The 22,437-nt window shown below is 60.5% G+C and carries 17 protein-coding genes and 3 pseudogenes; 4 read left to right on the top strand and 16 right to left on the bottom strand.

Translation table 11 applies throughout. The features are described from left to right. Positions 1–66 precede the first annotated feature (66 nt). The 5 genes and pseudogenes from LN139_RS22830 to lgt form a co-directional block, all read right to left on the bottom strand. Positions 67–2,061 (bottom strand): tyrosine-type recombinase/integrase, encoded by a 1,995-nt coding sequence (locus LN139_RS22830; protein ID WP_236357196.1) that lies wholly within the window; start codon positions 2,059–2,061, stop codon positions 67–69. Then, on the bottom strand, positions 2,058–4,406 hold the full coding sequence (locus LN139_RS22825) for a site-specific integrase (protein WP_236357195.1): 2,349 nt from the start codon (positions 4,404–4,406) through the stop codon (positions 2,058–2,060). The genes LN139_RS22830 and LN139_RS22825 overlap by 4 nt, the downstream gene beginning before the upstream one ends. After that, on the bottom strand, positions 4,403–5,650 hold the full coding sequence (locus tag LN139_RS22820; RefSeq protein WP_236357192.1) for a tyrosine-type recombinase/integrase: 1,248 nt from the start codon (positions 5,648–5,650) through the stop codon (positions 4,403–4,405). The genes LN139_RS22825 and LN139_RS22820 overlap by 4 nt, the downstream gene beginning before the upstream one ends. Positions 5,651–5,749: 99 nt before the next feature. Continuing rightward, a pseudogene (locus tag LN139_RS22815) lies at positions 5,750–6,445 on the bottom strand (thymidylate synthase); the annotation flags it as partial. A 45-nt stretch (positions 6,446–6,490) separates the two neighbouring features. Further along, the gene (lgt, locus tag LN139_RS22810; protein ID WP_236357190.1) at positions 6,491–7,300 is read right to left on the bottom strand and encodes a prolipoprotein diacylglyceryl transferase; all 810 of its coding nucleotides are present in this window, start codon (positions 7,298–7,300) and stop codon (positions 6,491–6,493) included. Between the two features lie 174 nt (positions 7,301–7,474). Here lgt and LN139_RS22805 point away from each other — a divergent pair, with 174 nt between their 5' ends. Then, positions 7,475–8,239 (top strand): NRDE family protein, encoded by a 765-nt coding sequence (locus LN139_RS22805; protein WP_236357188.1) that lies wholly within the window; start codon positions 7,475–7,477, stop codon positions 8,237–8,239. On the opposite strand, the gene ptsP is transcribed toward LN139_RS22805, so the two are convergent. From ptsP to ilvA, 4 genes are all read right to left on the bottom strand, one after another. Then, positions 8,211–10,490, bottom strand: a complete 2,280-nt coding sequence (gene ptsP / locus LN139_RS22800) for a phosphoenolpyruvate--protein phosphotransferase (protein WP_236357187.1) — start codon at positions 10,488–10,490, stop codon at positions 8,211–8,213. The two genes, LN139_RS22805 and ptsP, sit on opposite strands and share 29 nt — an antisense overlap. A 23-nt stretch (positions 10,491–10,513) precedes the next feature. Then, entirely contained in the window at positions 10,514–10,993 is a 480-nt protein-coding gene (locus LN139_RS22795) for an RNA pyrophosphohydrolase (protein ID WP_236357186.1), read from the bottom strand. 117 nt (positions 10,994–11,110) lie between these two features. Next, entirely contained in the window at positions 11,111–11,554 is a 444-nt protein-coding gene (locus LN139_RS22790; protein ID WP_236357184.1) for a DUF2269 family protein, read from the bottom strand. A 19-nt stretch (positions 11,555–11,573) separates the two neighbouring features. Continuing rightward, positions 11,574–13,088: a threonine ammonia-lyase, biosynthetic gene (gene ilvA, locus LN139_RS22785; RefSeq protein ID WP_236357182.1), complete on the bottom strand. Its 1,515-nt coding sequence runs from the start codon at positions 13,086–13,088 to the stop codon at positions 11,574–11,576. A 118-nt stretch (positions 13,089–13,206) separates the two neighbouring features. Here ilvA and rpiA point away from each other — a divergent pair, with 118 nt between their 5' ends. Continuing rightward, positions 13,207–13,881 carry a ribose-5-phosphate isomerase RpiA gene (gene rpiA, locus LN139_RS22780; RefSeq protein ID WP_236357180.1) on the top strand — a complete coding sequence of 225 codons (675 nt, stop codon included), beginning with the start codon at positions 13,207–13,209 and terminating at the stop codon, positions 13,879–13,881. Here the strand turns inward: rpiA and LN139_RS22775 are convergent. The 3 genes from LN139_RS22775 to LN139_RS22765 all read right to left on the bottom strand — a co-directional run bounded on the left by LN139_RS22775 (position 13,859) and on the right by LN139_RS22765 (position 16,504). Continuing rightward, entirely contained in the window at positions 13,859–14,764 is a 906-nt protein-coding gene (locus tag LN139_RS22775) for an SdiA-regulated domain-containing protein (protein WP_236357178.1), read from the bottom strand. The genes rpiA and LN139_RS22775 overlap by 23 nt on opposite strands. A gap of 78 nt (positions 14,765–14,842) precedes the next feature. Continuing rightward, on the bottom strand, positions 14,843–15,760 hold the full coding sequence (locus tag LN139_RS22770) for an SdiA-regulated domain-containing protein (protein WP_236357175.1): 918 nt from the start codon (positions 15,758–15,760) through the stop codon (positions 14,843–14,845). A 75-nt stretch (positions 15,761–15,835) separates the two neighbouring features. Further along, positions 15,836–16,504, bottom strand: coding sequence for a fumarylacetoacetate hydrolase family protein (locus LN139_RS22765; RefSeq protein ID WP_236357173.1), 669 nt, complete (start codon positions 16,502–16,504; stop codon positions 15,836–15,838). A 213-nt stretch (positions 16,505–16,717) separates the two neighbouring features. Between LN139_RS22765 and serA the strand changes: the two are divergent. After that, positions 16,718–17,946, top strand: a pseudogene (serA, locus tag LN139_RS22760) (phosphoglycerate dehydrogenase). A gap of 221 nt (positions 17,947–18,167) precedes the next feature. On the opposite strand, the gene LN139_RS22755 reads toward serA, so the two are convergent. Further along, positions 18,168–18,800 carry a 2OG-Fe(II) oxygenase gene (locus tag LN139_RS22755; protein ID WP_236357171.1) on the bottom strand — a complete coding sequence of 211 codons (633 nt, stop codon included), beginning with the start codon at positions 18,798–18,800 and terminating at the stop codon, positions 18,168–18,170. A gap of 122 nt (positions 18,801–18,922) precedes the next feature. On the opposite strand from LN139_RS22755, the gene LN139_RS22750 reads away from it, so the two are divergent. Further along, a complete protein-coding gene (locus tag LN139_RS22750; RefSeq protein ID WP_236357170.1) occupies positions 18,923–19,663 on the top strand; it encodes a DUF2059 domain-containing protein in 741 nt (246 codons plus the stop codon). A 5-nt stretch (positions 19,664–19,668) separates the two neighbouring features. On the opposite strand, the gene LN139_RS22745 is transcribed toward LN139_RS22750, so the two are convergent. From LN139_RS22745 to LN139_RS22735, 3 genes and pseudogenes are all read right to left on the bottom strand, one after another. After that, positions 19,669–20,595: an alpha/beta hydrolase gene (locus tag LN139_RS22745; RefSeq protein ID WP_236357168.1), complete on the bottom strand. Its 927-nt coding sequence runs from the start codon at positions 20,593–20,595 to the stop codon at positions 19,669–19,671. Positions 20,596–20,659: 64 nt separating this feature from the next. Then, positions 20,660–21,546, bottom strand: a pseudogene (locus tag LN139_RS22740) (ABC transporter permease subunit). Next, positions 21,543–22,424: an ABC transporter permease subunit gene (locus tag LN139_RS22735; RefSeq protein WP_236360576.1), complete on the bottom strand. Its 882-nt coding sequence runs from the start codon at positions 22,422–22,424 to the stop codon at positions 21,543–21,545. Before LN139_RS22735 ends, LN139_RS22740 begins: the two are co-directional and overlap by 4 nt. Positions 22,425–22,437: the final 13 nt, after the last annotated feature.

The following is a 22,437-nucleotide window of genomic DNA, read 5'->3' as shown; positions in this document are numbered from 1 at the left end:
GCACCCCTAGGGCTTCCTCCATGGCTGCCTTCAATTCCTCCTCAACGCCTGCGGAGTTTGGAGAGTTCAGTGCCAAGCTGTTCTGCACGTAGATTTCCCGCCACTTAGGAGCGTGTACCTTGGTAACCACGGCATTCGGGCAGCGATTAGGATTGCAACGCAGCCCCCAATGCATGGTAGAGACTCATCAAAATCTTCTCGCTGACCGCCATAGCAAAAGGCTTTTCCGACGTTGATGATCGCCATGCGCCTCTTGGCCATTTGGGTGATGATCTGCTCTTTGGTATAGCCAGCCGCCATGTACCCGTTGAATACCTTCTGCATCTTCGCCTTGTGCTTCTCTGCATTGGGCCCGGCGTAGTTTCCATCCGGATCGCAGTAACTGAGGATGTATTCCTCTTCTGCCATCTGAGTCGGCGTTCTACTCGAAGAACGCCCGCCCTTGGACAGGATCTCAGCAATCGCTCCATATCCCAACGTTACCTCGCTGAACGCCTTATTCTGACCCGCTCCTCCGACGAGATCACCAAAGTGCTTCAACTGATGTGAGACAAAGGGAAGGCCAAGCTCTGCCCTTGCCATGTGATAAGCCAAGGTATGGCGCAATGTGTAAGGCGAGAATTTAAGGGTCTCGAACTCCTCGTCCGTCAGGATCTCCTCGAAGAAAGCGCTGAACTGGCGAGCAATCCCAAGCGATGCCATCGAAGTCGGTTCAGCCCCTTGTGCGACAGTGTCCACGTTCGAGAACAGGTAAGGGTTTTGCTTTACCTTAGCGATGAGGCGGCTAGCTCGTATAGCATCACGAACGATAGGAATGGCAATCCACTTGTCATCGAACAGCTTCGTTAGGCCCTGGCGGTGTTTGATCACGTTGCTGATCAGCAGCCAGTAGTCGTTTTCTTGCTCCAAACACGACTCGACCAAAATCTCGGCAAGCTCCGAGGGCCGCATGCCGGTGTATTGCGCCACGAGATAGCAGGCGCTGTAGGAGACAAAATTAATGTAGAGACGAAAATCATTGTCCAGATTCGCATCTGAAAGATTGAGTAACGTTAGGACGGCCTTGAAGTCGTGTCGACCAGAGTCAGACTCAAAGTCTGCTGGGACATAGCCGAAAGCTGCGGACAGTGCATTTGCCATCGCGTTGGAATCATAGCCATTTCGACGCAGCCTCAGCGCGACGTATAACTCGAAATTGTAAGTCGACAATCCTTGATCGGTGGCCAGCGAGCAACCTCTGGCATTCTGTCGGGTCAGAGCCACCAGATCGTCAACAGGCTTGCCAAGTGCGCTCAGGAAGTCGACGACTGCGAATGAGGCTTCCCGAGAAGCCTTCTCGAATATTTCGTTTGGAAGAATCCTGCACGTCCTCTCGGACTCATCGACGTACTTGGCGACTCTGGCCCAGGTTAGTGCCTCAAGCTCAACATAAGGCAAGGGCTTGTCGAAGATCTGTTCCTGCAGAAAAGGCGACCTAAGTAGGGTAAAAAACTTCTTGAGATTAGGGCCAAACGCATACGAATGAATGCGAGCTGCATCGCGGTACATGCCAGCGTCGAAGTACATCAGGCCATGATATCCAACCTCAAAAAATTCATTCGTCAGAAGGTGTCGCGCCTGTCCAGACATCGTTTCCAGAAATGCCAGCCCCGCCTTCATGCACGCTAGGGCGGTGTTGGCCTTGATGCTCCGTGGAGAGGCAAACGTGCGCAGTGCCGACGGCATCTTCAACCAACAATAGAGAGCGACCTTGACCTCCAGGATCGCGGACTGATTGACCAGGGGGTACGACTCAAAGTTTAGCCGTAGCTTGGCTCCTTGGACGTTCATGGCAGCGTTCGGATAATCCTCGTTGAAGTCCCAGACAGGATCACCCAGTACAGACGTCTTACTGACAGGTAATGCCATCAGCGCCTGATACCAGGAGAGCGCCTCCAGCGACACTGGGGTCGGATCAACGATGTGGCTGTGCACCCCCAGCATGAGGGTGTGAGCGGCTGTCCGCCATTTCTTGTATGCAGCCAGCTCAGGCAACAGAGGTTGGGTCTGGACTCGGCTCATAGCGCAACCCCCTCAGCCAGAATGCTGGGCTGAACGTTTTCAGAGAGACGCTCAGCCTTGGCCAACTCTTCGGCAGAAAAGTCGGAGGTCTCCGGGTCGAGGATGTTGTTAAGCACATCAAGGTTGTCCAGGATGACGATTGCATAAGGCGTATCGAGCACTCGGTTGGTCTCAATCATTCGCTGGTAGCCACGCCTCATGGCAAACAAATCAGGCAGGTGCGACACGGTGATGATGCTGTTGCTGCATGAAAGGCACTTGTTGAACAGCGAGCAGGGCTTACTCGGATCGTACCCTGCCAAGGCCTTGATGAAATCTGGTGGGTCAAACACGTTCATGCAGGTCGCCAAGCCAGACTGCAGCGGAATCCCCTTCGGTGTTGGCTCGATCGTCTTGGTCGGAATGAGCTTTGGAGCCTCCTCCAGCGTGTCCTGATGCATTTCATGGAGAAACTTATTCAGCGTCCGGCGCGCCATGGGGTTAAAGTCCATCCGATCAAGATAGCCCATGGTGGTACTGAGGCTCTTGTGTCCAAGAAGCACCTGAATTTCGCGAGGAGAGACGCCACGCTCAATCAGCTCGCTCACAAAGCTGGGTCGAAATCGCGATGGTGATAGTTTGAGAGGACTACCATCTTCGTCGAGCAGTCCGTGATCCTGCGAGAGTTTCTGCAGAGCCTTGTGCAGCATCCTATCGCCAGACTTCTCAAAGGAGTTAATGACACCATATTGCCTGGGAGAGCTCGAACGATAAATGAACAGCTTGTTCTTCACGCCAATCGAAGCATTGAGCCGTACGTCATGAGTTAGAAGTTTTACATCATCAAATATCTGCTTCACCGCACGTCCTTGGGAGGTTGTCAGCCAAGAGATTTCCGCGTGGAACAGGTCAAGATGGAGCATCTTCTCGCCTTCAGATCGCTCTTTCCAATACAACAGGCAAGGGCGATCGGTTAAATCATGGCACTCAATATAATCATCTAACTCCAAACCTAGCAGCGTGTCAGTATTCATGCCGGTAATTTGGGCGAGACGAGCAATATAAGGTGCAATGGTGCGACCATCAATCTGATAATGAACCCCCCAAGATTTATAGATCTCAAAGATGGAAGATGAAGATTTGTCAATTATCCTCATAAATGCTTTTTGATAACGATCATCACGATCTACAGACTCGAAGCTCAGTGGCTTGCAGTCGAGCTTGTTCTCAAAAATCCATCGAGCGTTATCAAGCGTGCCAGCCCCCCGTCGTACCTTTCCATTAGGGCCCATAGGGTCTTCCCCTACATGGCTTCGGACGTAAGGCTGGGCTCGTCGATTGGTTTCCTCAATCTCTTGCTCAATGGCTTGCGAAATACGATTACGCACGCTTTGCGGATAGGGCTTGTACTGGTCGGTTTCACGCTCAGTATCGAATCCCGCAGTCTTCACAAAGCCGGTCATCCCCAAGCCTTCGACTTGGACTGCACGAGCCATCATCATCCTTGCCGCACTCATCATCGAACTGCAATGACTAGTCGACAGCAAACGTTCGAGGATCTTGTCCTGTAGATATGCCCTGAATTTTGGAAGGGTGTAGGGAGTTACGAGCTCTTGGATACTTTCCAACCCCGTGTAATTAGCTTCCTGGAGGTAAGCCCGATAATATTTGAAAGCCTCAATGAATTTGCCCTGACCTGACGCACTGCTGGCCTTCATTGATGACGCACTGAAGATATGCAGTAGGTGCTGGAAGGGGCGATCCTGTTCCGGGCTTGCCAAGTCGGAAAGGCGATGAATGTGGACTGTGCGCAAAGCCTGGAAGGCGTCTCGCAATGATTCAGTCTTTTCGACTACTACTTTGGAGGCAATACGCTGCTCGACGGTTTGGTAGTTCGCCTTGAGAACACCAAGCTCGCGAAGGTCATTGAGGATCTCTTCGTACGTGATCCGCACCAGTTCGAACTTTGTCCTCGCCGCACTGAAACCCGCCAGCTCAGAGATTTCGCTCAAAAAACCGCGTTCCTTGATGCCGTTGCCAAAAGTTGGAATGGTAAACTTTTCTTCTACTGGCATCCCTTCATACCAATAGAGCAGGCGGCGACGCCAATCACAGGCTGTGGATGAATGACCAGGGACGATGATTCCTTCAGCACGCATCGCATCTAAGATAAGCTCAAAGCTTGAGGCACGATTTGAGACAGTACTTGGGCTTAGACTGGTTTGTTCAATGATGTAATTGCGGGATACCGCCAAATCTTCGCCGCTACTGAGGCACACCTTCAGCAACGACGCACGATCATCGGTAACGCGTGCCACAAACGACTCAATAACTGCGTCCACCCCGAGACTGTTAAGCCGACTCATTTCATATCTCCCGCATCAATTTTTATGCGCGTCTGTTGAGAAAGCTCAGTCATCTCACCTGCTTTCGTCTTGGTCTCAGTTCCGGGGCGTACGAGCTTCTGATAGAGGTCGTAGGGAATCTGGGTGTAGATCTCAGAAGTCCTGAGCCGAGAGTGGCCAAGCGTCTTCTGCACTGTGACCAGCCGATCAAGGTGGTCACTGCCTATGTCTGGCGTCCTCAGCAGGGCATAGGCGTTCCCATGTCTCAACTTGTGCGGAGAGATCATCCTGTCGATTTTCAGAAGATTCAGCGCCCGCTCGGACACCCGCTCCAAAAGCTTGGAGATCGAACGGGGGGTGTATTCACCCCCTTCCGCATTCATGAAGGCAGGTGTGTTCTCAGCGCCTTTGAACTGCCGCTTGCACATCTTGTAAAGCGGCGAAGCATGGTATTTCTTAATGCGTAGCAATGTGGCTCGGCTGACCAACGTCTGACGAGGTTTGAAGGAGTCTGCAGGGCCTTTGCTGCCATCGATGTGCAGGGGGCAGTAGTCCGCGTTCACCGGCTCTGTCACACCAGGCGAGATGAATAGAGTGTCCTGGAACTGTATGGCGTCATCAATGGCCTTGAGCGTCACTCGCGGGACTTCTGAACGTCGCACGCCTGCGTCGTACATGAACTGGAGCAAGCAGCGCTCACGCTCACTTTGCGTGGACAAGATGAGCGCTGTGAGGTCATTCAGGGAACAGGCCACCACCAGACCCTTGTTTGGGCGGGGAGACAGATAGCCGCCAGTGTAGGGATTGGGCGCGGTGCGAGGCGCAGGCATATCGTCCACTCCCTTGCACAGTGAATCATTGAAAAACGCCATAAGCGACGAATCTCGATTACGCACCGTTTTCTTGGAGATACCCTCTGCCTCGCGCAGGTTGGCGAAGTACTCCTCAATGACATGGGTTCGGATCTCTAGGAACGCGGAGTCACGCTCGCAGTCCCGAAATTCAGGGCGGTGCATCAGGTACTCACAGGTGTACCCAAGGTTGCGACCATAGGTGATGGCGGTTTGCTCGGCAATCTGGGCGGTCTTGAGGCTGTGGGATAGGTAACCCGAGACCAGAGGCATCAGGCGCTCATCCTCATCAAAGACGGCTGCCCCTGTGACCTTCACGGCTTCCTGAACCTGCGATTCTTCGGATTTATCGTCCCGCCTGGTTGGGGACTCACTGAAATCCAGGGGCTTACCCCTAACTGCGATGACTTTCACGCTTTCCACCCTCCTCAAAGCGGCCCGTACTATACACAATGTGCATTTCGTATTAGGGCACAATAAATGAGCTTGGAAGGTGAAGCCTTGCTACGCGGCCATTGCGTACTGTGCGGTTTCTGGGAGGGGGTATAAAAGGCCCAGGTCGTTGGAGCGAATGTAGAGCGTGAGCGAAATCTCGCGCGTCTGCGGGTTGGGGTGGAACTGGTAGAGCAGGTGGCACGGCGGCAGGGCCATTTCGTCGAGCTGGGCGCAGTTCCAGCCGTGGAACAGGATGCGCCGGCTGCCGGGATCCTTATGGATCGTGTCCAGGCACTGGCGCACCTGGTCGATGGCCTTGTACATCACCACAAAGGGCGAGCCGCCCTCTTCGCCTTCGGCCAGTTGCACATAGCCCTGAGCGAGGCACTGAGCGATGGCCGCACCGTTGCTCAGCGGCACACGCTTGTAGGCCGGCCAGCTGCGCCATTGCACGCCGTAGATTTCGCCCAGGTCGTCGGTGCCCTGGCGAAACGGGTTGTTCAGCCACTGGCTGTTCTCGTTGGCGTTCTGGTCCCAGACCTTGCAGCCCAGCGCGCGGAATTCGGCGGCGTTGTTCACCCCGCGCAGGAAGCCGCACATCTCGCCCACGGCCGACTTGAACGCCAGCTTGCGCGTCGTCACCGCCGGGAAGCCCTCGGCCAGGTCGAAACGCAGCATGGCACCAGGGAAACTGATGGTGTCGATGCCGGTACGGTTGCTCTGGCGGCTGCCGTGCTGGATGACGTGGGCGACCAGGTCGAGGTATTGCTTCATGGTTTTTCCAGAAAATGGGCGGGGCTATGCGCCCCGCCGGGTGAATCAATGAGCTTTTGCGAGCTGCCCCTGGCGGCGGTAGGCCAGCCAGATCAGCGCCAGGCCGCCGATGATCATCGGCAGGCAAAGCACCTGGCCCATGGTCACCCAGCCGAACGCGAGGTAACCCAGCTGCGCGTCGGGCATGCGCACGAACTCGACCGCGAAGCGGAACAGCCCGTAAAACAGCGCAAACATGCCGGATACAGCCATGGTCGGGCGCGGCTTGCGCGAGAAGATCCACAGGATAGCGAACAGTGCCACGCCTTCGAGGGCGAATTGATAGAGCTGCGACGGATGGCGCGGCAGCTGTGCCGGGTCGCTGAAGGGTGGGAACACCATCGCCCACGGCAGGTCGGTGGGCTTGCCCCAGAGCTCGGCGTTGATGAAGTTGCCCAGCCGGCCAGCACCCAGGCCGATCGGCACGAAGGGCGCGATGAAGTCCATCAGCTCGAAGAACGACTTGTTGTTGCGCTTGCCGAACCACAATGCCGCCAGCATCACGCCGATGAAACCGCCGTGGAACGACATGCCGCCCTTCCACACCTCGAGAATCAGCGTGGGTTGCGCGATGTAGGCTGGCAGGTCGTAGAACAGCACATAGCCCAGCCGGCCGCCGACGATCACGCCCATGGCGCACCAGAACACCAGGTCGGAGAGTTTTTCGCGGGTCCAGGTGGGGTCGAAACGCGACAGGCGGCGTGAGGCGAGCAGCCAGGCGCTGCCGATGCCGATCAGGTACATCAAGCCGTACCAGTGGATCTTCAGGGGCCCGATCGCGACAGCGACCGGGTCTATCTGCGGGTAAGGCAGCATGCGGAATCCTCGAACAGGCGCAAAGCCCGAAACTATGCGCTACAAGCCGGGCCAGGCCCTAGCGTTGTTGGATGAAGAAAAGTTACTCGGCTGCGACTGCGAACCGGCGCACATGTTACCCCAAGCGTCACCTTGGCGTAGAGTTGAGCCACTTTTTAGACCCATGGAAGTGATATGTGCTTGATCGTGTTTGCATGGCGCCCCGGCCATGCCTTGCCGCTGCTGGTGGCAGCCAACCGCGATGAATTCCATAGGCGCCCCAGCGCCCCGGCGGCGCAGTGGGATGATGCGCCCGGCGTCTATGCCGGGCGCGACCTGGAGGCTGGAGGCACCTGGCTGGGCCTGAGCACCCACGGCCGCTTCGCAGCGGTAACCAATGTCCGCGACCCCTCTCAAACCCAAGGGCCACGCTCGCGGGGCGAGCTGCCTCGTGGCTGGCTGGCCGGCACCGACACGCTGGACCGTTACGCAGCCCGCGTACTCACCCAAAGCGAGCAATACACCGGTTTCAACCTGCTCCTCGGTGACGGCAAGCGCTTGTGCTGGATCAGCCAGCATCGCCTGACGTGGCTCACTGAAGGCATCTACGGGCTGTCGAACGCGCAACTGGGCACGCCCTGGCCAAAGCTGACCAAAGCCCGCCAGGCACTGGAGGCCGAACTGGAACATCCCGAACCTGAGGCGTTGTTCCGGCTACTGGCAGATACCACGCAGCCAGCAGACGACCAATTGCCAGACACCGGCATAGGGCTTGAGAGTGAGCGCATGCTCAGCAGCGCATTCATTCAGGGCGAACATTACGGAACGCGAGCCAGCACCTTGGTTTACGCCTGGGAAAACGGCGATCGGCGCCTGCTTGAACGCAGCTTCGGGCCGCACGGCCAGCCCCAGGGCGAGGCTGACGTACGCTTCAGAGCGTCTTGGGCGCCTGAGGATTGATCATCCGGCCAAGGCCCTGATTCTTCAGGGCCAGTTGCAGCGAGCTGTGAATGACCTGCGGATTGTCGATCTTCATCAACTGCGCCAGCAATTCGCGGGACTTGGCATAGCTCACCTGGCGCAGCATCCACTTTACCTTGGGCAGGTTGGTGGCGTTCATCGACAGGCTATCGAAGCCCATGGCCATCAACAGCACTGCAGCGGCCGGGTCCCCCGCCATTTCGCCGCAGATGCTCACGGGTTTGCCTTCGGCATGAGCCTCGTTGACCACATGTTGCAGCGCCTGCAGCACTGCCGGGTGGAGGTAGTCGTAGAGGTCTGCCACGCGCGGGTTGTTACGGTCGACCGCCAGCAGGTACTGGGTCAGGTCGTTGGAGCCGACCGAAAGGAAGTCCACCTGGCGCGACAGCTCGCGGGTCAGGTATACCGCAGCCGGGATCTCGACCATCACGCCCACTGGCGGCATCGGCACGTCGGTGCCTTCGTCGCGCACCTCGCCCCACGCGCGGTGGATCAGGTGCATTGCCTCTTCCACCTCGTGGGTGCCAGAAATCATCGGCAACAGGATGCGCAGGTTATTCAACCCTTCACTGGCCTTGAGCATGGCCCGCGCCTGCACCAGGAAGATTTCCGGGTGGTCGAGGGTCACACGGATGCCGCGCCAGCCGAGGAACGGGTTTTCCTCGTTGATCGGGAAGTAGCTGAGCGACTTGTCGCCACCGATGTCGAGGCTGCGCATGGTCACCGGCAGCGGGTGGAAGGCCTGCAATTGCTCACGGTAAATGGCCAACTGCTCTTTTTCGCTGGGGAAGCGCTGGTTGATCATGAACGGCACTTCAGTGCGGTACAGGCCAACGCCTTCAGCACCGCGCTGTTGCGCACGGGCCACATCGGCGAGCAGGCCGGTGTTTACCCACAGCGGGATGCGGTGCCCGTCGGTGGTCACACAGGGCAGCTCGCGCAGCGCATCCAGACCCTTGGCCAGCTCGCGCTCGTCGGCAACCACCGTCGCGTATTGCTTGGTGAGAATTTCGCTGGGGTTGGTGAACACTTCACCGTTGTAGCCATCGACGATCAGCTCGATGCCATCGACCTTGGAATACGGGAAGTCCACCAGGCCCATGACCGTCGGGATGCCCATCGCCCGCGCCAGGATGGCCACGTGCGAGTTGCCAGAGCCCATCACCGACACCAGGCCCGCCAGCTTGCCTTCAGGCACTTCGCCGAGCATCGCCGGGGTCAGCTCCTCGCTGACCAGAATGGTGTTGTCCGAATACACCAGCGCCTGCTGGTGGGCTTGCTGCAGGTAAGCCAGCAGGCGGCGGCCGAGGTCCTTGACGTCCGAAGCGCGCTCGCGCAGGTAGGCGTCGTCCATCAGCTCGAAACGGTTGACGTGCTCGGTGACCACCTGGCGCAGTGCGCCCTGGGCCCACTGGCCGGTCTTGATGATCTCGGTCACTTCGCTGCCGAGCGAGGCGTCGTCGAGCATCATCAGGTAGACGTCGAACAACGCGCGCTCTTCGGGGCGCAGCTGGGTCGCAAGCTTGGCCGAGAGGGTGCGCATGTCATTGCGCACCCCTTCGAGGGCGTTCTGGAACAGCGCCAGTTCCGCGTCGATGTCGGTGACGGGCTTGTCCGGCACCACGTCCAGGTCTGCCGGTGGCAGCACCACCAGCGCAGTGCCGACCGCCGCGCCGGGCGAACCTGGCACACCGACGAACTTGGCTTCCTGAGTACGCTTGCCGCCTCTGTCCAACCCGCGGATGGAGCCGGTCGCTTCGGCGTGGGCAATGACACCCGCCAGTTGGGCACTCATGGTCACCAGAAAGGCTTCTTCGCCCTCGTCGAACTGGCGGCGTTCCTTCTGCTGCACCACGACCACGCCGACTACACGGCGGTGGTGGATGATCGGTGCCCCCAGGAAGGACGCAAAGCGCTCCTCACCGGTTTCGGCAAAATAACGATAACGGGGATGAGCGGCGGCGTCTTCGAGGTTCAGCGGCTCTTCGCGGGTACCCACCAGGCCAACCAGGCCTTCGTTGGGTGCCATGCTGACCTGGCCTATCGAGCTCTTGTTCAGGCCTTCGGTGGCCATCAGCACGAAGCGATTGGCTTGCGGATCGAGCAGGTAGACCGAGCAGACTTGTGAGCCCATGGCCTCCTGCACACGCAAGACGATAATGCCCAACGCCGCCTTGAGATCCTTGGCGGCGTTCACTTCCTGGACGATCTTGCGCAGCGTATTGAGCATGGCTGGGGTTCGGACTCCGTCGTCTAGTCGCGTGCCAACAGGCGCGGCGCAAGCTCTTTGAGGGCCCGGCGGTAGACTTCACGTTTGAAGGTCACCACCTGGCCCAAGGGATACCAGTAACTGACCCAGCGCCAGCCGTCGAACTCTGGCTTGCCGGTCAGGTCCATCCTTACCCGCTGCTCGTTGGAAACCAGCCGCAGCAGGAACCACTTTTGCTTCTGCCCGATGCACAGCGGCTGGCTATGAGTACGCACCAGCCGTTGTGGAAGGCGATACCGCAACCAGCCCCGGGTGCAGGCCAGGATCTGAACGTCCTGGCGCTCCAGGCCCACTTCTTCGTTCAACTCGCGATACAACGCCTGTTCGGGTGTCTCGTCGGGGTTGATGCCGCCCTGCGGAAACTGCCAGGCATCCTGATTGATGCGTCGAGCCCATAGCACCTGGCCAGCATCATTGGTAAGGATGATGCCAACATTGGGACGGAAACCATCGGGGTCGATCACAGCAACAACCTCGCAAACGCATGTCGGGGCATTGTTCCACAAAGCTCGCCGGCCCAGCAACGAGGTGCCTACCTTAAGTAGGGGGTTTATGCAAAGCCCTGTAGTGTTTCCGCCTGTTCAAACCGGCTTGGCGGTCATCAGTACCAGCAACACCACCAGCGCCAGAAGGGCCAGCACCGCCAATATTGCTACCCAGCGTTGATGCCGCACGGACGGCTCGGTGCCTTCCGGCACTGCCCGCAACCGCCGGACCCGCATCAGCAGCCACAACCAGGCAAGTGCGCCAACAATATAGAAGCACGCCCCGCCCAGCAGCCAGGTTTGCCCCAGCGGCCAGCCGACGGTGTGCACCATCCACCAGCCGCTGACCGGAAAACTCACCATGCACAGCGCCATCACTACCCAAGCCAGGTACCACGGGCGGTCGAGGGAGCTGGCGAACAGACGGCGGTCACCGGCGCGCCAGGCACTCACACTGCGCCACATTACGGCGGCAACACTGGCGAGCAACAACGCTGTGGCTGCGATATGAAAAGCCTTGAGGGTGATCAGAGTGTCCATGGTGCCTCGCGCAGTTCAGTCAGCCCAGGAACAGCCGGTAGGCCGGGTTATCGGTTTCATCCCAGAAGGGATAGCCAATCTCGGCGAGCGCCGCCAACGCCTGCTCACGCTCATGCGTTGGTACCTGCAAACCGGCGACCACCCGGCCATCAGCGGCGCCGTGGTTACGGTAGTGGAACATGGAGATGTTCCAGCGCCCGCCGAGGCGGTTCAGGAAGTTGAACAACGCGCCCGGCCGCTCGGGAAACTCGAAGCGCAGCACCATTTCGTCGCCAACCGCCTCGGCGTGGCCGCCGACCATGTGGCGAATGTGCAGTTTGGCCAATTCGTTGTCAGTGAGGTCTTGTACCGGGAAGCCGTGCTCGCGCAGGCCGGCGATCAACGCGCTGCGCGGATCGGTGTCGGGGTGCGTTTGCACGCCAACGAAAATGTGCGCCTCGGTACCGGTGTGGTAGCGATAGTTGAATTCGGTGATCTGCCGCTTGCCTACCGCTTCGCAGAACGCCTTGAAGCTGCCGGGCCGCTCGGGAATGGTCACGGCGATGATCGCCTCGCGCCCCTCGCCCAGCTCGGCGCGCTCGGCCACGTGGCGCAGGCGGTCGAAGTTCACGTTCGCGCCCGAATCGATGGCGACCAGCGTTTGCCCGCTGGCGCTGCGGGCTTCGACGTACTTCTTGATCCCCGCCACGCCCAATGCACCAGCAGGCTCGGTGATAGAGCGGGTATCGTCGTAGATGTCCTTGATCGCTGCACAGATTTCGTCGGTGCTGACGGTAATCACCTCATCAACGTAGTGACGGCAGATCTCGAAGGTATGCAGGCCGATCTGTGCCACGGCAACCCCGTCGGCGAACAGCCCCACCTGCGGCAACACCACGCGCTCACCGGCCGCAAGCGCCGCTTGCAGGCAGTTTGAATCGTCCGGTTCGACACCGATGACCTTCACCTCGGGGCGCAGGTACTTCACATAGGCCGCAATGCCGGCGATCAGCCCGCCGCCGCCCACCGGTACGAAGATCGCATCCAGCTCGCCCTGATGCTGGCGCAGGATTTCCATGGCCACGGTGCCCTGGCCTGCGATGGTGTCGGGGTCGTCGTACGGGTGCACATAGACGTAGCCCTTTTCTCCCACCAGTTTGAGCGAGTACGCCAGCGCCTCGGGGAATGAGTCGCCATGCAGCACCACCTTGCCGCCGCGTGAGCGCACGCCCTCGACCTTGATTTCAGGGGTGGTCTTGGGCATCACGATGGTGGCCTTCACGCCCATTTCGCGCGCCGCCAGGGCCAGGCCCTGGGCATGGTTGCCGGCCGAGGCCGTTACAACGCCGCGGGCGCGCTCAGCGTCGGTGAGCTGCGCCAGCTTGTTGTAAGCGCCGCGCACCTTGAAGGAGAACACCGGTTGCAGGTCTTCACGCTTGAGCAACACCCGGTTGCCCAGCCGCTTGGAAAGCTGCCCGGCCGGCTGCAGAGGGGTTTCGACGGCAACGTCGTAAACGCGCGAGGTGAGGATTTTCTTTACGTACTGTTCAAGCATCGGAAAACGTCACGGCTGGGCGAAGGCAGGGACGGCGATTCTACCAGCCGGGGGCAGCGCTTGCAGCGCTGGCGGCTGTTATAATGCGCGCCCTTTCGCACCACACGACTCTCGCATCATGACCCAAGACCAGCTCAAACAGGCCGTGGCCCAGGCCGCCGTGGACTTCATCCTGCCCAAACTCACCGACAAGAGCGTCGTCGGCGTGGGCACTGGCTCCACCGCGAACTGCTTCATCGATGCCCTGGCGCAGCACAAGGGCGCATTCGACGGCGCCGTGGCCAGCTCCGAGGCAACCGCTGCACGCTTGAAGGGCCATGGCATTCCGGTGTACGAGCTCAACGCCGTGGGCGACCTCGAGTTCTACATCGATGGCGCTGACGAAAGCGATGAGCGGCTGAACCTGATCAAGGGCGGCGGTGCGGCCCTGACCCGCGAGAAGATCGTTGCCGCCGTGGCAGGTACCTTCATCTGCATCGCCGATGCGAGCAAGCTGGTGCCGGTGCTGGGCGCGTTCCCGTTGCCGGTCGAGGTCATCCCGATGGCGCGCAGCCACGTGGCGCGGCAGTTGGTGAAACTGGGCGGCGACCCGGTGTATCGCGAAGGCGTACTGACCGACAACGGCAACATCATTCTGGATGTTCACAACATGAGCATCACCGACCCTGTTGCTCTGGAGCGTGATATCAATGCCATCGTCGGCGTGGTCACCAACGGCCTGTTCGCAGCACGCCCGGCCGACCTGCTGCTGCTGGGCACGGCCGAAGGCGTCAAGGCGTTGAAGGCTTCCTGAACACGTAGAACAGGTTCGGCTCACTGACCAGGTAAAGGGTGCCCTGCTCGTCCAGGGCCATCCCTTCGGCCTGGGGCACCGCACGCAACAAGCCCGAGGCGCCGCCATGCAGTGCCAGTGAACCAACCACCTGCCCGGAAGTGTCGATTTCCAGCACCAGCCGGGACTCATCCGACAGCGCCAGCAAATGCCCCGTGACTTCATCGAACTGCAGGCTTGAAAGGTCGCGGACGAACAACCGCGCGTCACGCTCAGGGTTTTCCTGGATGTGTACGCTGCCTGCAAAGCCTGGCTCGGCAAACCCCTCCACTTCGAAAATCCGCATCGGGTCGCGCTCTTTGGCCACATACAACCGCTGGCCCTGGCGGTCGTAAGCAAGGCCTTCAAAACCTTTATTGCCGTTGCGGCCCAGCCCAAGGCTCAGGCGCGGGGCGGTACTGGCATCGATGGCAAGGGCGCCTTCACCCACCTCGATCCGTACCAATTGCTGTTCGCGCTCATCGGTGACAACGAACGTGTCGCCAGCGATGTATTCGATCGCTTCCGGGTCGGCGATGCCTTGGACGGGGACGCGCCGCAATACCTCACCCTGCAGCGACAGCTCGATCACCTCGGGGCGTTGGTTGGTAATGGTGAACAGCGTCTTGCGCTCGGTGTGGTAAGTCAGGGCTGACACATCCGAAGGCACGCCCGCCAAGGGCTCGCCTTCCACCACCACACGGTAGTCAGCCAGGCCAAGGGCGTGCTCGGCGGGCGCAAGCCAATGAACCAGGTTGAACCAGCCCCGCTCGAACCAGCGAAAATGCTGGCCAACGGCGGCCAAGGTGATCAGAAAGAGTGCCAGCAGCACAAGCCACCGGTGAAGCGAAGACAGACGCGCCATGGCGAGGCCTCGGATGGGGAAGGCCGGGATTTGAGCACAAGCGGTTGAATTTGCCCCCAACCACAGGGCGCTTTCAGATCAATGCCTGAACCGGTAGAACAGGTTCGGCTCGCTGATCACGTACAGGTTGCCTTGCTCGTCCGTGGCAACGCCTTCCGCCCTGGGGATGGTTTGCTTCAGCCCATTGAGGTGCCCGAGCAGCGTCATGTAGCTGACCGGTTTGCCCGCCGAGTCAGTCTCCAGAATCAGGTGCGAGTCTGCCGAAACCAGCAGTAGGTGCCCTGTGCGCCGATCGACATCCATGCCCGACAGGTTGCGAAGGTCCAGCGGGCCACCTGCCAGCGTCATGGGCTGGCCGATCAACGTGGTGCCGTCACTGCGCCAGCTTTCGAGAAACGCCGGCCGCTCCTGGCCGAACAGCACGCGCTGGCCCTGCGCGTCCCAGGCGACTGCCTCAGTGCCTTTGTTCTTTTCACGGGCCTTGCCCAGCGGAAACTGCGGGAAATCCTTGATGTTCAGCGCCGCAACACCGGCAGGCGCGGTGACGATGGTGAGCAACTGGCTGCGCTCATCGGTGATGGCGATATGGCCGTTTTCGAGCACCGCAACGCCTTCGGGATTCGCCCACCCCACCAGCTCGATCTTGCGCAGCACCTCACCCTCCAGGCTCAACTGCACCAGAAACGGGTGCTTGCCCATCACGCTGTAGAGGGTTTTGCTCGAAGGGTCGTAGGAAAGGTCGGAGGCTTCGTCGGTTTCCAGGCCCGGCATGAGCCTGGCGTCGATGTCGGCCTTGTAGGCCGGTAGCCACACTGCGGTAGCCCGTTCCTGGGCAGGTGTACTCCACTCGGCCAAAGACCAGCGCACACGGTCGTCCCAATGCATGGCTACGGCCAGCGCGTAGCTCGCCAGCAGGGCCAGCGACACCCCGGCCAGCCAGCGCTTGCGCTTGGCTTTGGCACCTGCGGGTACTTTGGTGAAAGTTTTTTCGGGCATGAGGGGACCGGATAACGTCAAGCGAAGCGGCGCATTATCCGGGTGCCGTGTGAAAAAAACGGTAAAGGCTGCAGGTTATTCCAGCACGCGCGTTTCGACGCGGGCCGCGCCCGGCAGCTCCATCACCAGCTCATCACCTACCGCCAACTCACCAACACCTGCCGGCGTGCCGGTAAGGATCACATCACCTGCCTGCAGGCTGAAGTGCGCAGCCATGTACTGGATCATCGGCACGATCGGGTTGAGCATCATCGCGCTGCTGCCGTCCTGGCGCACTTCGCCATTGAGCGTCAGGCGCACCGGGATGTCGGTGAAGTCGGTGAACTGGCTGGCAGCCACGAAGGGCGACAGCACACAGGCGCCATCGAAGGACTTGGCCAGTTCCCACGGCAAGCCCTTTTCCTTGAGGCGGGATTGCACGTCCCGCAGCGTGAGGTCCAGTGCCGGTGCGAAACCCGAGATGGCATCGAGCACTTCTTCTTCGCTGGGCGCAGTGGAAAGTGGCTTGCCCAGCAGCACAGCGATTTCGGTTTCGTAGTGAACGGAACCGCGCCCCTGGGGAACCTTGAAGCCGCCATCGGCTGGCACCACACAACTGCCAGGCTTGATGAACAGCAGTGGCTCGCTGGGCACCGGGTTGTTCAGCTCCTTGGCGTGTTCGGCATAGTTGCGGCCGATGCACACTACCTTGCCGAGGGGGAAATGGATGCGCGTGCCATCGACGTATTGATGCTGGTAACTCATGAGCCACTCCACTCGTTTTGAGGATGCCGGCGCAAGCCTTCCACGTGATTTGTTCATCGTCCAGATGAACAGCCTTCACGTCGCATACTGGCCGTCAAATGTCGCAACTATGCTAGCATAGGCGCCCGCCACGCAGGCCGCAGCGCCTCTGGCCAGCCCTTGGCAAGCCCTTCATAACGCTACTTTACTCTCCGGAGCGCAGGTTTAAAGCAGATGAGCAAGACTTCTCTCGACAAGAGCAAGATCAAGTTCCTTCTCCTCGAAGGAGTTCACCAAAATGCCGTCGATACGCTCAAGGCGGCCGGTTACTCCAACATCGAGTACCTCACTGGCTCCATTCCCGATGCCCAGCTCAAGGAAAAGATCGCCGACGCCCACTTCATCGGCATCCGCTCCCGCACCCAGCTTACCGCTGAGGTGTTCGACTGCGCCAAGAAGCTGATCGCCGTCGGTTGCTTCTGCATCGGTACCAACCAGGTCGACCTCAACGCTGCCCGCGAACGCGGCATCGTGGTGTTCAACGCCCCTTACTCCAATACTCGTTCGGTCGCCGAGCTGGTGCTGGGCCAGGCGATCCTGCTGCTGCGCGGCATTCCGGAGAAGAACGCTTCCTGCCACCGCGGTGGCTGGATCAAGAGCGCGGCCAACTCTTCGAAATCCGCGGCAAGAAGCTGGGTATCGTCGGCTACGGCTCGATTGGTACCCAGCTGTCGGTACTGGCCGAAAGCCTGGGCATGCAGGTGTACTTCTACGATCCGCTGACCAAGCTGCCGCTGGGCAACGCCAATCAGGTGCCAACGCTCAAGGAGCTGCTGGGCCTGGCCGACATCGTGTCGCTGCACGTGCCAGAACTGCCGTCCACCCAGTGGATGATCGGTGAAGCCGAAATCGCCGCCATGAAGAAGGGCAGCATCCTGATCAACGCTGCCCGTGGCACCGTGGTTCGCCTCGAAGCCCTGGCCGAAGCGATCAAGGCCAAGCACCTGATCGGCGCGGCCATCGACGTGTTCCCGGTAGAGCCTCGCTCCAACGACGAGATCTTCGAAAGCCCGCTGCGCGGCCTGGACAACGTGATCCTCACTCCGCACATCGGCGGCTCCACTGCCGAAGCCCAGGCCAACATCGGCCTGGAAGTGGCCGAGAAGCTGGTCAAGTACAGCGATAACGGCACTTCGGTGTCTTCGGTCAACTTCCCCGAGGTGGCCCTGCCGGCACACCCTGGCAAACACCGCCTGCTGCACATTCACCAGAACATCCCGGGCGTGCTCAGCGAGATCAACAAGGTGTTCGCCGAGAACGGCATCAACATCTCCGGCCAGTTCCTGCAGACCAACGAAAGCGTGGGTTATGTAGTGATCGACGTTGACGCCGAGTACTCGGACCTGGCGCAGGAGAAGCTGCAGCACATCAAGGGCACCATCCGCAGCCGAGTGTTGTTCTAAGCCGAATCGCCCGGCAAGCCGGCCTCCCACTTCGATTCTCTGCAAGCAGGGTTGAAGTGGGAGGAAGCTGCCGGGCGATGCTCAAGGGCAGGTCAGGTGTGTGAAGCTGGCCCACCCTGGATTCGCTGCTCAAGCAGAGTGGAAGTGGGAGGGCGGCTTGCCGCGCGACGCTACCCCGCCAGGCAAGCCGGCCTCCCGCATCCGAGTGCAGAGCCTGACTTCTAGAACGGCTCGCTCCCCCGCCGCCTGAACCACCCCGTCAATGACAGCCGCTCACAACCTGCCGGCAGCACCTCGTGCGGCAGCTCCCCCGACAAGAACACCACCAGGCACCCGCCACGCGGCGGAACGTCAAGGGTGCTACCGTCCTTGAAATACAGGCGCAGCTCACCGCCATGACCCTCTCGCCAGCCGTGATTCAGGTACAACACCGCCGACACCATGCGCCGATCGTCGTCACGGAAGCGGTCCAGGTGCCGCTTGTAGAACGCCCCTGCCGGGTACAACGCGAAGTGGCACTCGAAATCCTCGAGGCCCAGGAACAGGCCACGGTTGAGCGCTTCCCGCAGCCCATCCATCAACACCAGGTATTCATCCGTACACGTCGCTTGCCCGGGGTCGATCCACTGGGTCAGGTCGCCTCGAATACTTTCCCGCACCTCCTGCGCATCGCCACGGCCTATTGCAGCTGGTGCCAGCTCGCCCACGGCGGCACGCCGGCGGCACTCCAGGGCCAGCGCAGCGGTCAGAGCCTCAGGCAAAAAGCAGTCTTGCCGCGACCAGCCGTATTCAGCCAGGTCATCGACAATGCGTTGCGGCAGGGTTTCATCGAAGGATGTATGCATGGCGCGCATAGTAGCTCACGGCACTCACCGCCACAGCGCTGTTTGCATGCAAATGCGCGCGCATATCGCGCGTCTCTCGACAAAAGTTGTTCAGCCCACGGACAATAGCGGCCTGCCGACAGGAGTCTTTCATGCGTCGCCTTCTTTTCATCCTGCTGATCTGCTGCGCCCTGCCGGCCTGGGCTGATGCTTACGATCAGTTGTACAAGGCTGCCGGCTGGCCCGACCAGCGCGCTCACTTCAACGACGCGCTCAGGGCGGCCCAGCAGCGCTACCAGAACAGCCTGCCACCTGCGGTGTTCCAGGCCCTGGTCAACAACAGCAACCAGCGTTTTGGTGCCCAGGCGATGGACCAGCGCGCCGAAAACCGCCTGCGCCAGGCTCTGCGTAACCCCCAACCCGCGCTGGCCTTTTTCCAGGGCCCGCTGGGGCGCAAGATCGTGAGCGCCGAGTTGCTGGCTACTCGCTCGGATCAGCTTGCCAAAAATGCCAGCGGCCTGCCGCACATGCAGGCCTCCGATACCCGCCAACTGCTGATCGGCCATCTGGCCCGCGCCCTGCCCGCCCGTGAGGCCGGCGCCGAAGTGAGCCTGGCCATCGCAGGTGTGGCTGCCGATAGCCTCAGTTCGATGATTCCGGGCCTGCTGGGCGGCGGCTCGAGCCAGAATCTGCTCGACAGCCAGCGCGCGCGGCTGATGCAGCAGATCGGCAACGATATGAACAACACGCTCCTGTACGTATACCGCGACCTCTCGGACCCGGAGCTGGAAGAGTTCGTCAGCTTCGCCGAGTCGGCAGACGGCAAGGCCTACTACCAGGCGGCCCTGGCAGCGGTGAAGGCCGGGCTGGCGGTGGGCCAGCCGGCGCCTTGACCGGCTCAGGCCAGGTAGGGCGCCAGATAGTCGAAGTACTCGCGGCGCAGCTCCGGCAACTCGTTGGCCAGGTGATGCCGAGCACCGGGCAGGCGTAGCAGCTGCGGGCCGGCGAACTTGCGCTCAAGCACCGCAAGGTTGTGCCGCCAGTCGACGGTCATGTCCTGTTCGCCCTGAACGATCAACGGGCTGCGCGTGCTGGCTGGCGAGCGCTCGATGTGCCGCACCCACTTGGCCAGGGCACCCACCCAGGCAGTAGGCAGCCGGCGTGGTTGCAACGGGTCAGCCTCCAGAAACGGCAGGAAAGTCGGGTCATTGGTGTTTTCGCTGAAGCGCCGCGCGATGCTGCCCACGAACGGCCGCAGGGCGTGGTAGCTCAACTGCGACCAGCCCCAGGCGCGCGGCCGCACCAACGGAGCAAGCAGGATGGTATGGCCGTCCACCGGGCTGCCGGCATTGTTGAGCAGGTGGTCCACTGCGATCGCACCGCCGGTACTCTGCCCCAGCAGGTGCCAGGGCTTGGGCAAGCCATTGGCGCTCGCCTCTGCGAGCAGGCCGTCGAGCATCGCCTGGTAATGCGCAAAATCCCGAATGCTGGCGCGCTCTCCGCTGGACAGGCCATGCCCGGGCAGGTCGCAACCCAGCACCGCCAACCCCTGCCCCAATGCCCACTCGATCACATGGCGATAAAGCCCCATGTGGTCGTAATAGCCGTGCAGGAGAATCAACGTGCCGCGCGGCCGGGGCGGGCTCCATAGCTGGGCAACCAGCTGAAACCCCGCCGCTTCGAACAGGCCCAGGCGGGCCTCGCAACCGGCGATGCCCAGGCCGTAATAGCCTTGGTAAGCCAGCCCGTCGCGCGACAGTGCATCGCCCTTGGCCAAGGCCCGGAGGCTCTGGCGCAGGCTATCGGGCTGAAAGATCGCAGACATGAAAACGGCCCGTGTGGCAGAACGTGATCGCAATGTTCTGTCACACGGGCCGTACTGGCAAGGCTTAACGGCGTATCAGTGCGCCGGTGTGCGTCATGCCGGAGGAGTTGGCTACAGCCGCTTCCTCGATAGCTGCCTGAACCGCCTTGCGCCGCGCCTCCTCGGCTCGGCGGGTGAAGAACCACACCAGGAAGGTAAACAACGACACCACCAGCAGGATCAAGCTGGCAATGGCATTGATCTCGGGCTTCACACCCAGGCGAACCTGCGAGAACACCTCCATCGGCAGCGTGGTCGAGCCAGGCCCGGAGACGAAGCTCGCCAGCACCAGGTCATCCAGCGACAGGGCGAACGACATCATGCCCCCGGCTGCCAGCGACGGCGCGATCATCGGAATGGTGATCAACAGGAACACCTTCAGCGGCCGCGCCCCAGGTCCATCGCCGCCTCCTCGATGGAAAGGTCCAGCTCACGCAGCCGCGCCGACACTACCACTGCCACGTAGGACGTGCAGAACGTGGTGTGCGCGATCCAGATCGTGGTAACGCCGCGCTCGGCCGGCCAGCCGATGGCTTGCGCCATGGCAACGAACAACAGCAGCAGCGACAGGCCCGTTATCACCTCGGGCATCACCAACGGCGCAGTCACCAGGCCGCCAAACAGCGTGCGGCCCTTGAAGCGCGAAACGCGGGTGAGCACAAAAGCCGCCATGGTGCCCAGCACCACCGCCGAGACCGCCGTGTAGATGGCGATTTCCAGCGAGCGGAACACGGCGGAAATGAGCTGGGTGTTGTCCAGCAGGCTCACATACCAGCTCACCGACCAGCCGCCCCACACCGTCACCAGCCGCGAGGCGTTGAACGAGTAGATCACCAGAATGACCATCGGCGCATAGATGAAAATCAGGCCCACCCACAGCATGATGGTGGAGAAACGAACGCCCTGTTTCATGCCCTGCCCTCCATTTCACGTGCCTGACTGCGGTTGAACAGCAGGATCGGGATGATCAGGATGCCGAGCATCACCACTGCCAGCGCCGAGGCCACCGGCCAATCGCGGTTGTTGAAGAACTCTTGCCAGAGCACCTTGCCGATCATCAGCGTTTCAGGGCCTCCGAGCAGCTCGGGAATGACGAACTCGCCTACCACCGGGATGAACACCAGCATGCAGCCGGCGATGATGCCGTTCTTCGACAGCGGCACAGTGATTTTCCAGAAGCTGTTGAAGCGGCTGGAGCCCAGGTCGGCGGCGGCTTCGAGCAGCGTGTGGTCGTGTTTCACCAGGTTGGCGAACAGCGGCAGAATCATGAAAGGCAGGTACGAATACACAAGCCCGATGTACACCGCTGTGTTGCTGTTGAGGATCTGCAGCGGCTGGTCGATCAGGCCCATGTACTGCAGGAACCCGTTGAGCAGGCCGTTGTTGCTGAGGATGCCCATCCAGGCGTAAACGCGGATCAGGATCGCCGTCCAGGTCGGCATCATGATCAGCAGCAACAGCACCGTCTGGCTTTCTTTCTTGGCCACGGAGATGGCGTAGGCCATCGGGTAGCCGATCAGCAGGCACATCAGGGTGCTGAAGAACGCCATCTTCAGCGAACCGAAGTACGCAGCGAAGTACAGGTCGTCGTCACCCAGCAGCAAGTAGTTGGCCAGGTTGAGCGCGATGTTGATCTTGTCCTCGGCGAACTCCACAAGCGAGGTGTAGGGCGGGATGGCCACGTCTGCTTCGGCGAAGCTGATCTTCAACACGATGAAGAACGGCAGCATGAAGAACAGGAACAGCCAGATGAACGGGACACCGATCACGACCTGGCGGCCGTTCGGCACCCAACGATTGAGG

Origin of the sequence: Pseudomonas sp. KNUC1026 (genome assembly GCF_021650705.1) — a bacterium.
GTDB lineage: Bacteria > Pseudomonadota > Gammaproteobacteria > Pseudomonadales > Pseudomonadaceae > Aquipseudomonas.
The sequence above is the reverse complement of the archived record's forward strand: the minus strand, read 5'-3'. Positions and strand labels throughout refer to the sequence as shown.

What these genes read in the sequence shown, in the direction of transcription:
- LN139_RS22830 (WP_236357196.1), bottom strand. Translation starts at nt 2,061, where the DNA reads ATGAGCCGAGTCCAGACCCAACCTCTGTTGCCTGAGCTGGCTGCATAC.
- LN139_RS22825 (WP_236357195.1), bottom strand. Translation starts at nt 4,406, where the DNA reads ATGAGTCGGCTTAACAGTCTCGGGGTGGACGCAGTTATTGAGTCGTTT.
- lgt (WP_236357190.1), bottom strand. Translation starts at nt 7,300, where the DNA reads ATGCTGCCTTACCCGCAGATAGACCCGGTCGCTGTCGCGATCGGGCCC.
- LN139_RS22805 (WP_236357188.1), top strand. Translation starts at nt 7,475, where the DNA reads ATGTGCTTGATCGTGTTTGCATGGCGCCCCGGCCATGCCTTGCCGCTG.
- ptsP (WP_236357187.1), bottom strand. Translation starts at nt 10,490, where the DNA reads ATGCTCAATACGCTGCGCAAGATCGTCCAGGAAGTGAACGCCGCCAAG.
- LN139_RS22790 (WP_236357184.1), bottom strand. Translation starts at nt 11,554, where the DNA reads ATGGACACTCTGATCACCCTCAAGGCTTTTCATATCGCAGCCACAGCG.
- ilvA (WP_236357182.1), bottom strand. Translation starts at nt 13,088, where the DNA reads ATGCTTGAACAGTACGTAAAGAAAATCCTCACCTCGCGCGTTTACGAC.
- rpiA (WP_236357180.1), top strand. Translation starts at nt 13,207, where the DNA reads ATGACCCAAGACCAGCTCAAACAGGCCGTGGCCCAGGCCGCCGTGGAC.
- LN139_RS22775 (WP_236357178.1), bottom strand. Translation starts at nt 14,764, where the DNA reads ATGGCGCGTCTGTCTTCGCTTCACCGGTGGCTTGTGCTGCTGGCACTC.
- LN139_RS22770 (WP_236357175.1), bottom strand. Translation starts at nt 15,760, where the DNA reads ATGCCCGAAAAAACTTTCACCAAAGTACCCGCAGGTGCCAAAGCCAAG.
- LN139_RS22765 (WP_236357173.1), bottom strand. Translation starts at nt 16,504, where the DNA reads ATGAGTTACCAGCATCAATACGTCGATGGCACGCGCATCCATTTCCCC.
- LN139_RS22755 (WP_236357171.1), bottom strand. Translation starts at nt 18,800, where the DNA reads ATGCGCGCCATGCATACATCCTTCGATGAAACCCTGCCGCAACGCATT.
- LN139_RS22750 (WP_236357170.1), top strand. Translation starts at nt 18,923, where the DNA reads ATGCGTCGCCTTCTTTTCATCCTGCTGATCTGCTGCGCCCTGCCGGCC.
- LN139_RS22745 (WP_236357168.1), bottom strand. Translation starts at nt 20,595, where the DNA reads ATGTCTGCGATCTTTCAGCCCGATAGCCTGCGCCAGAGCCTCCGGGCC.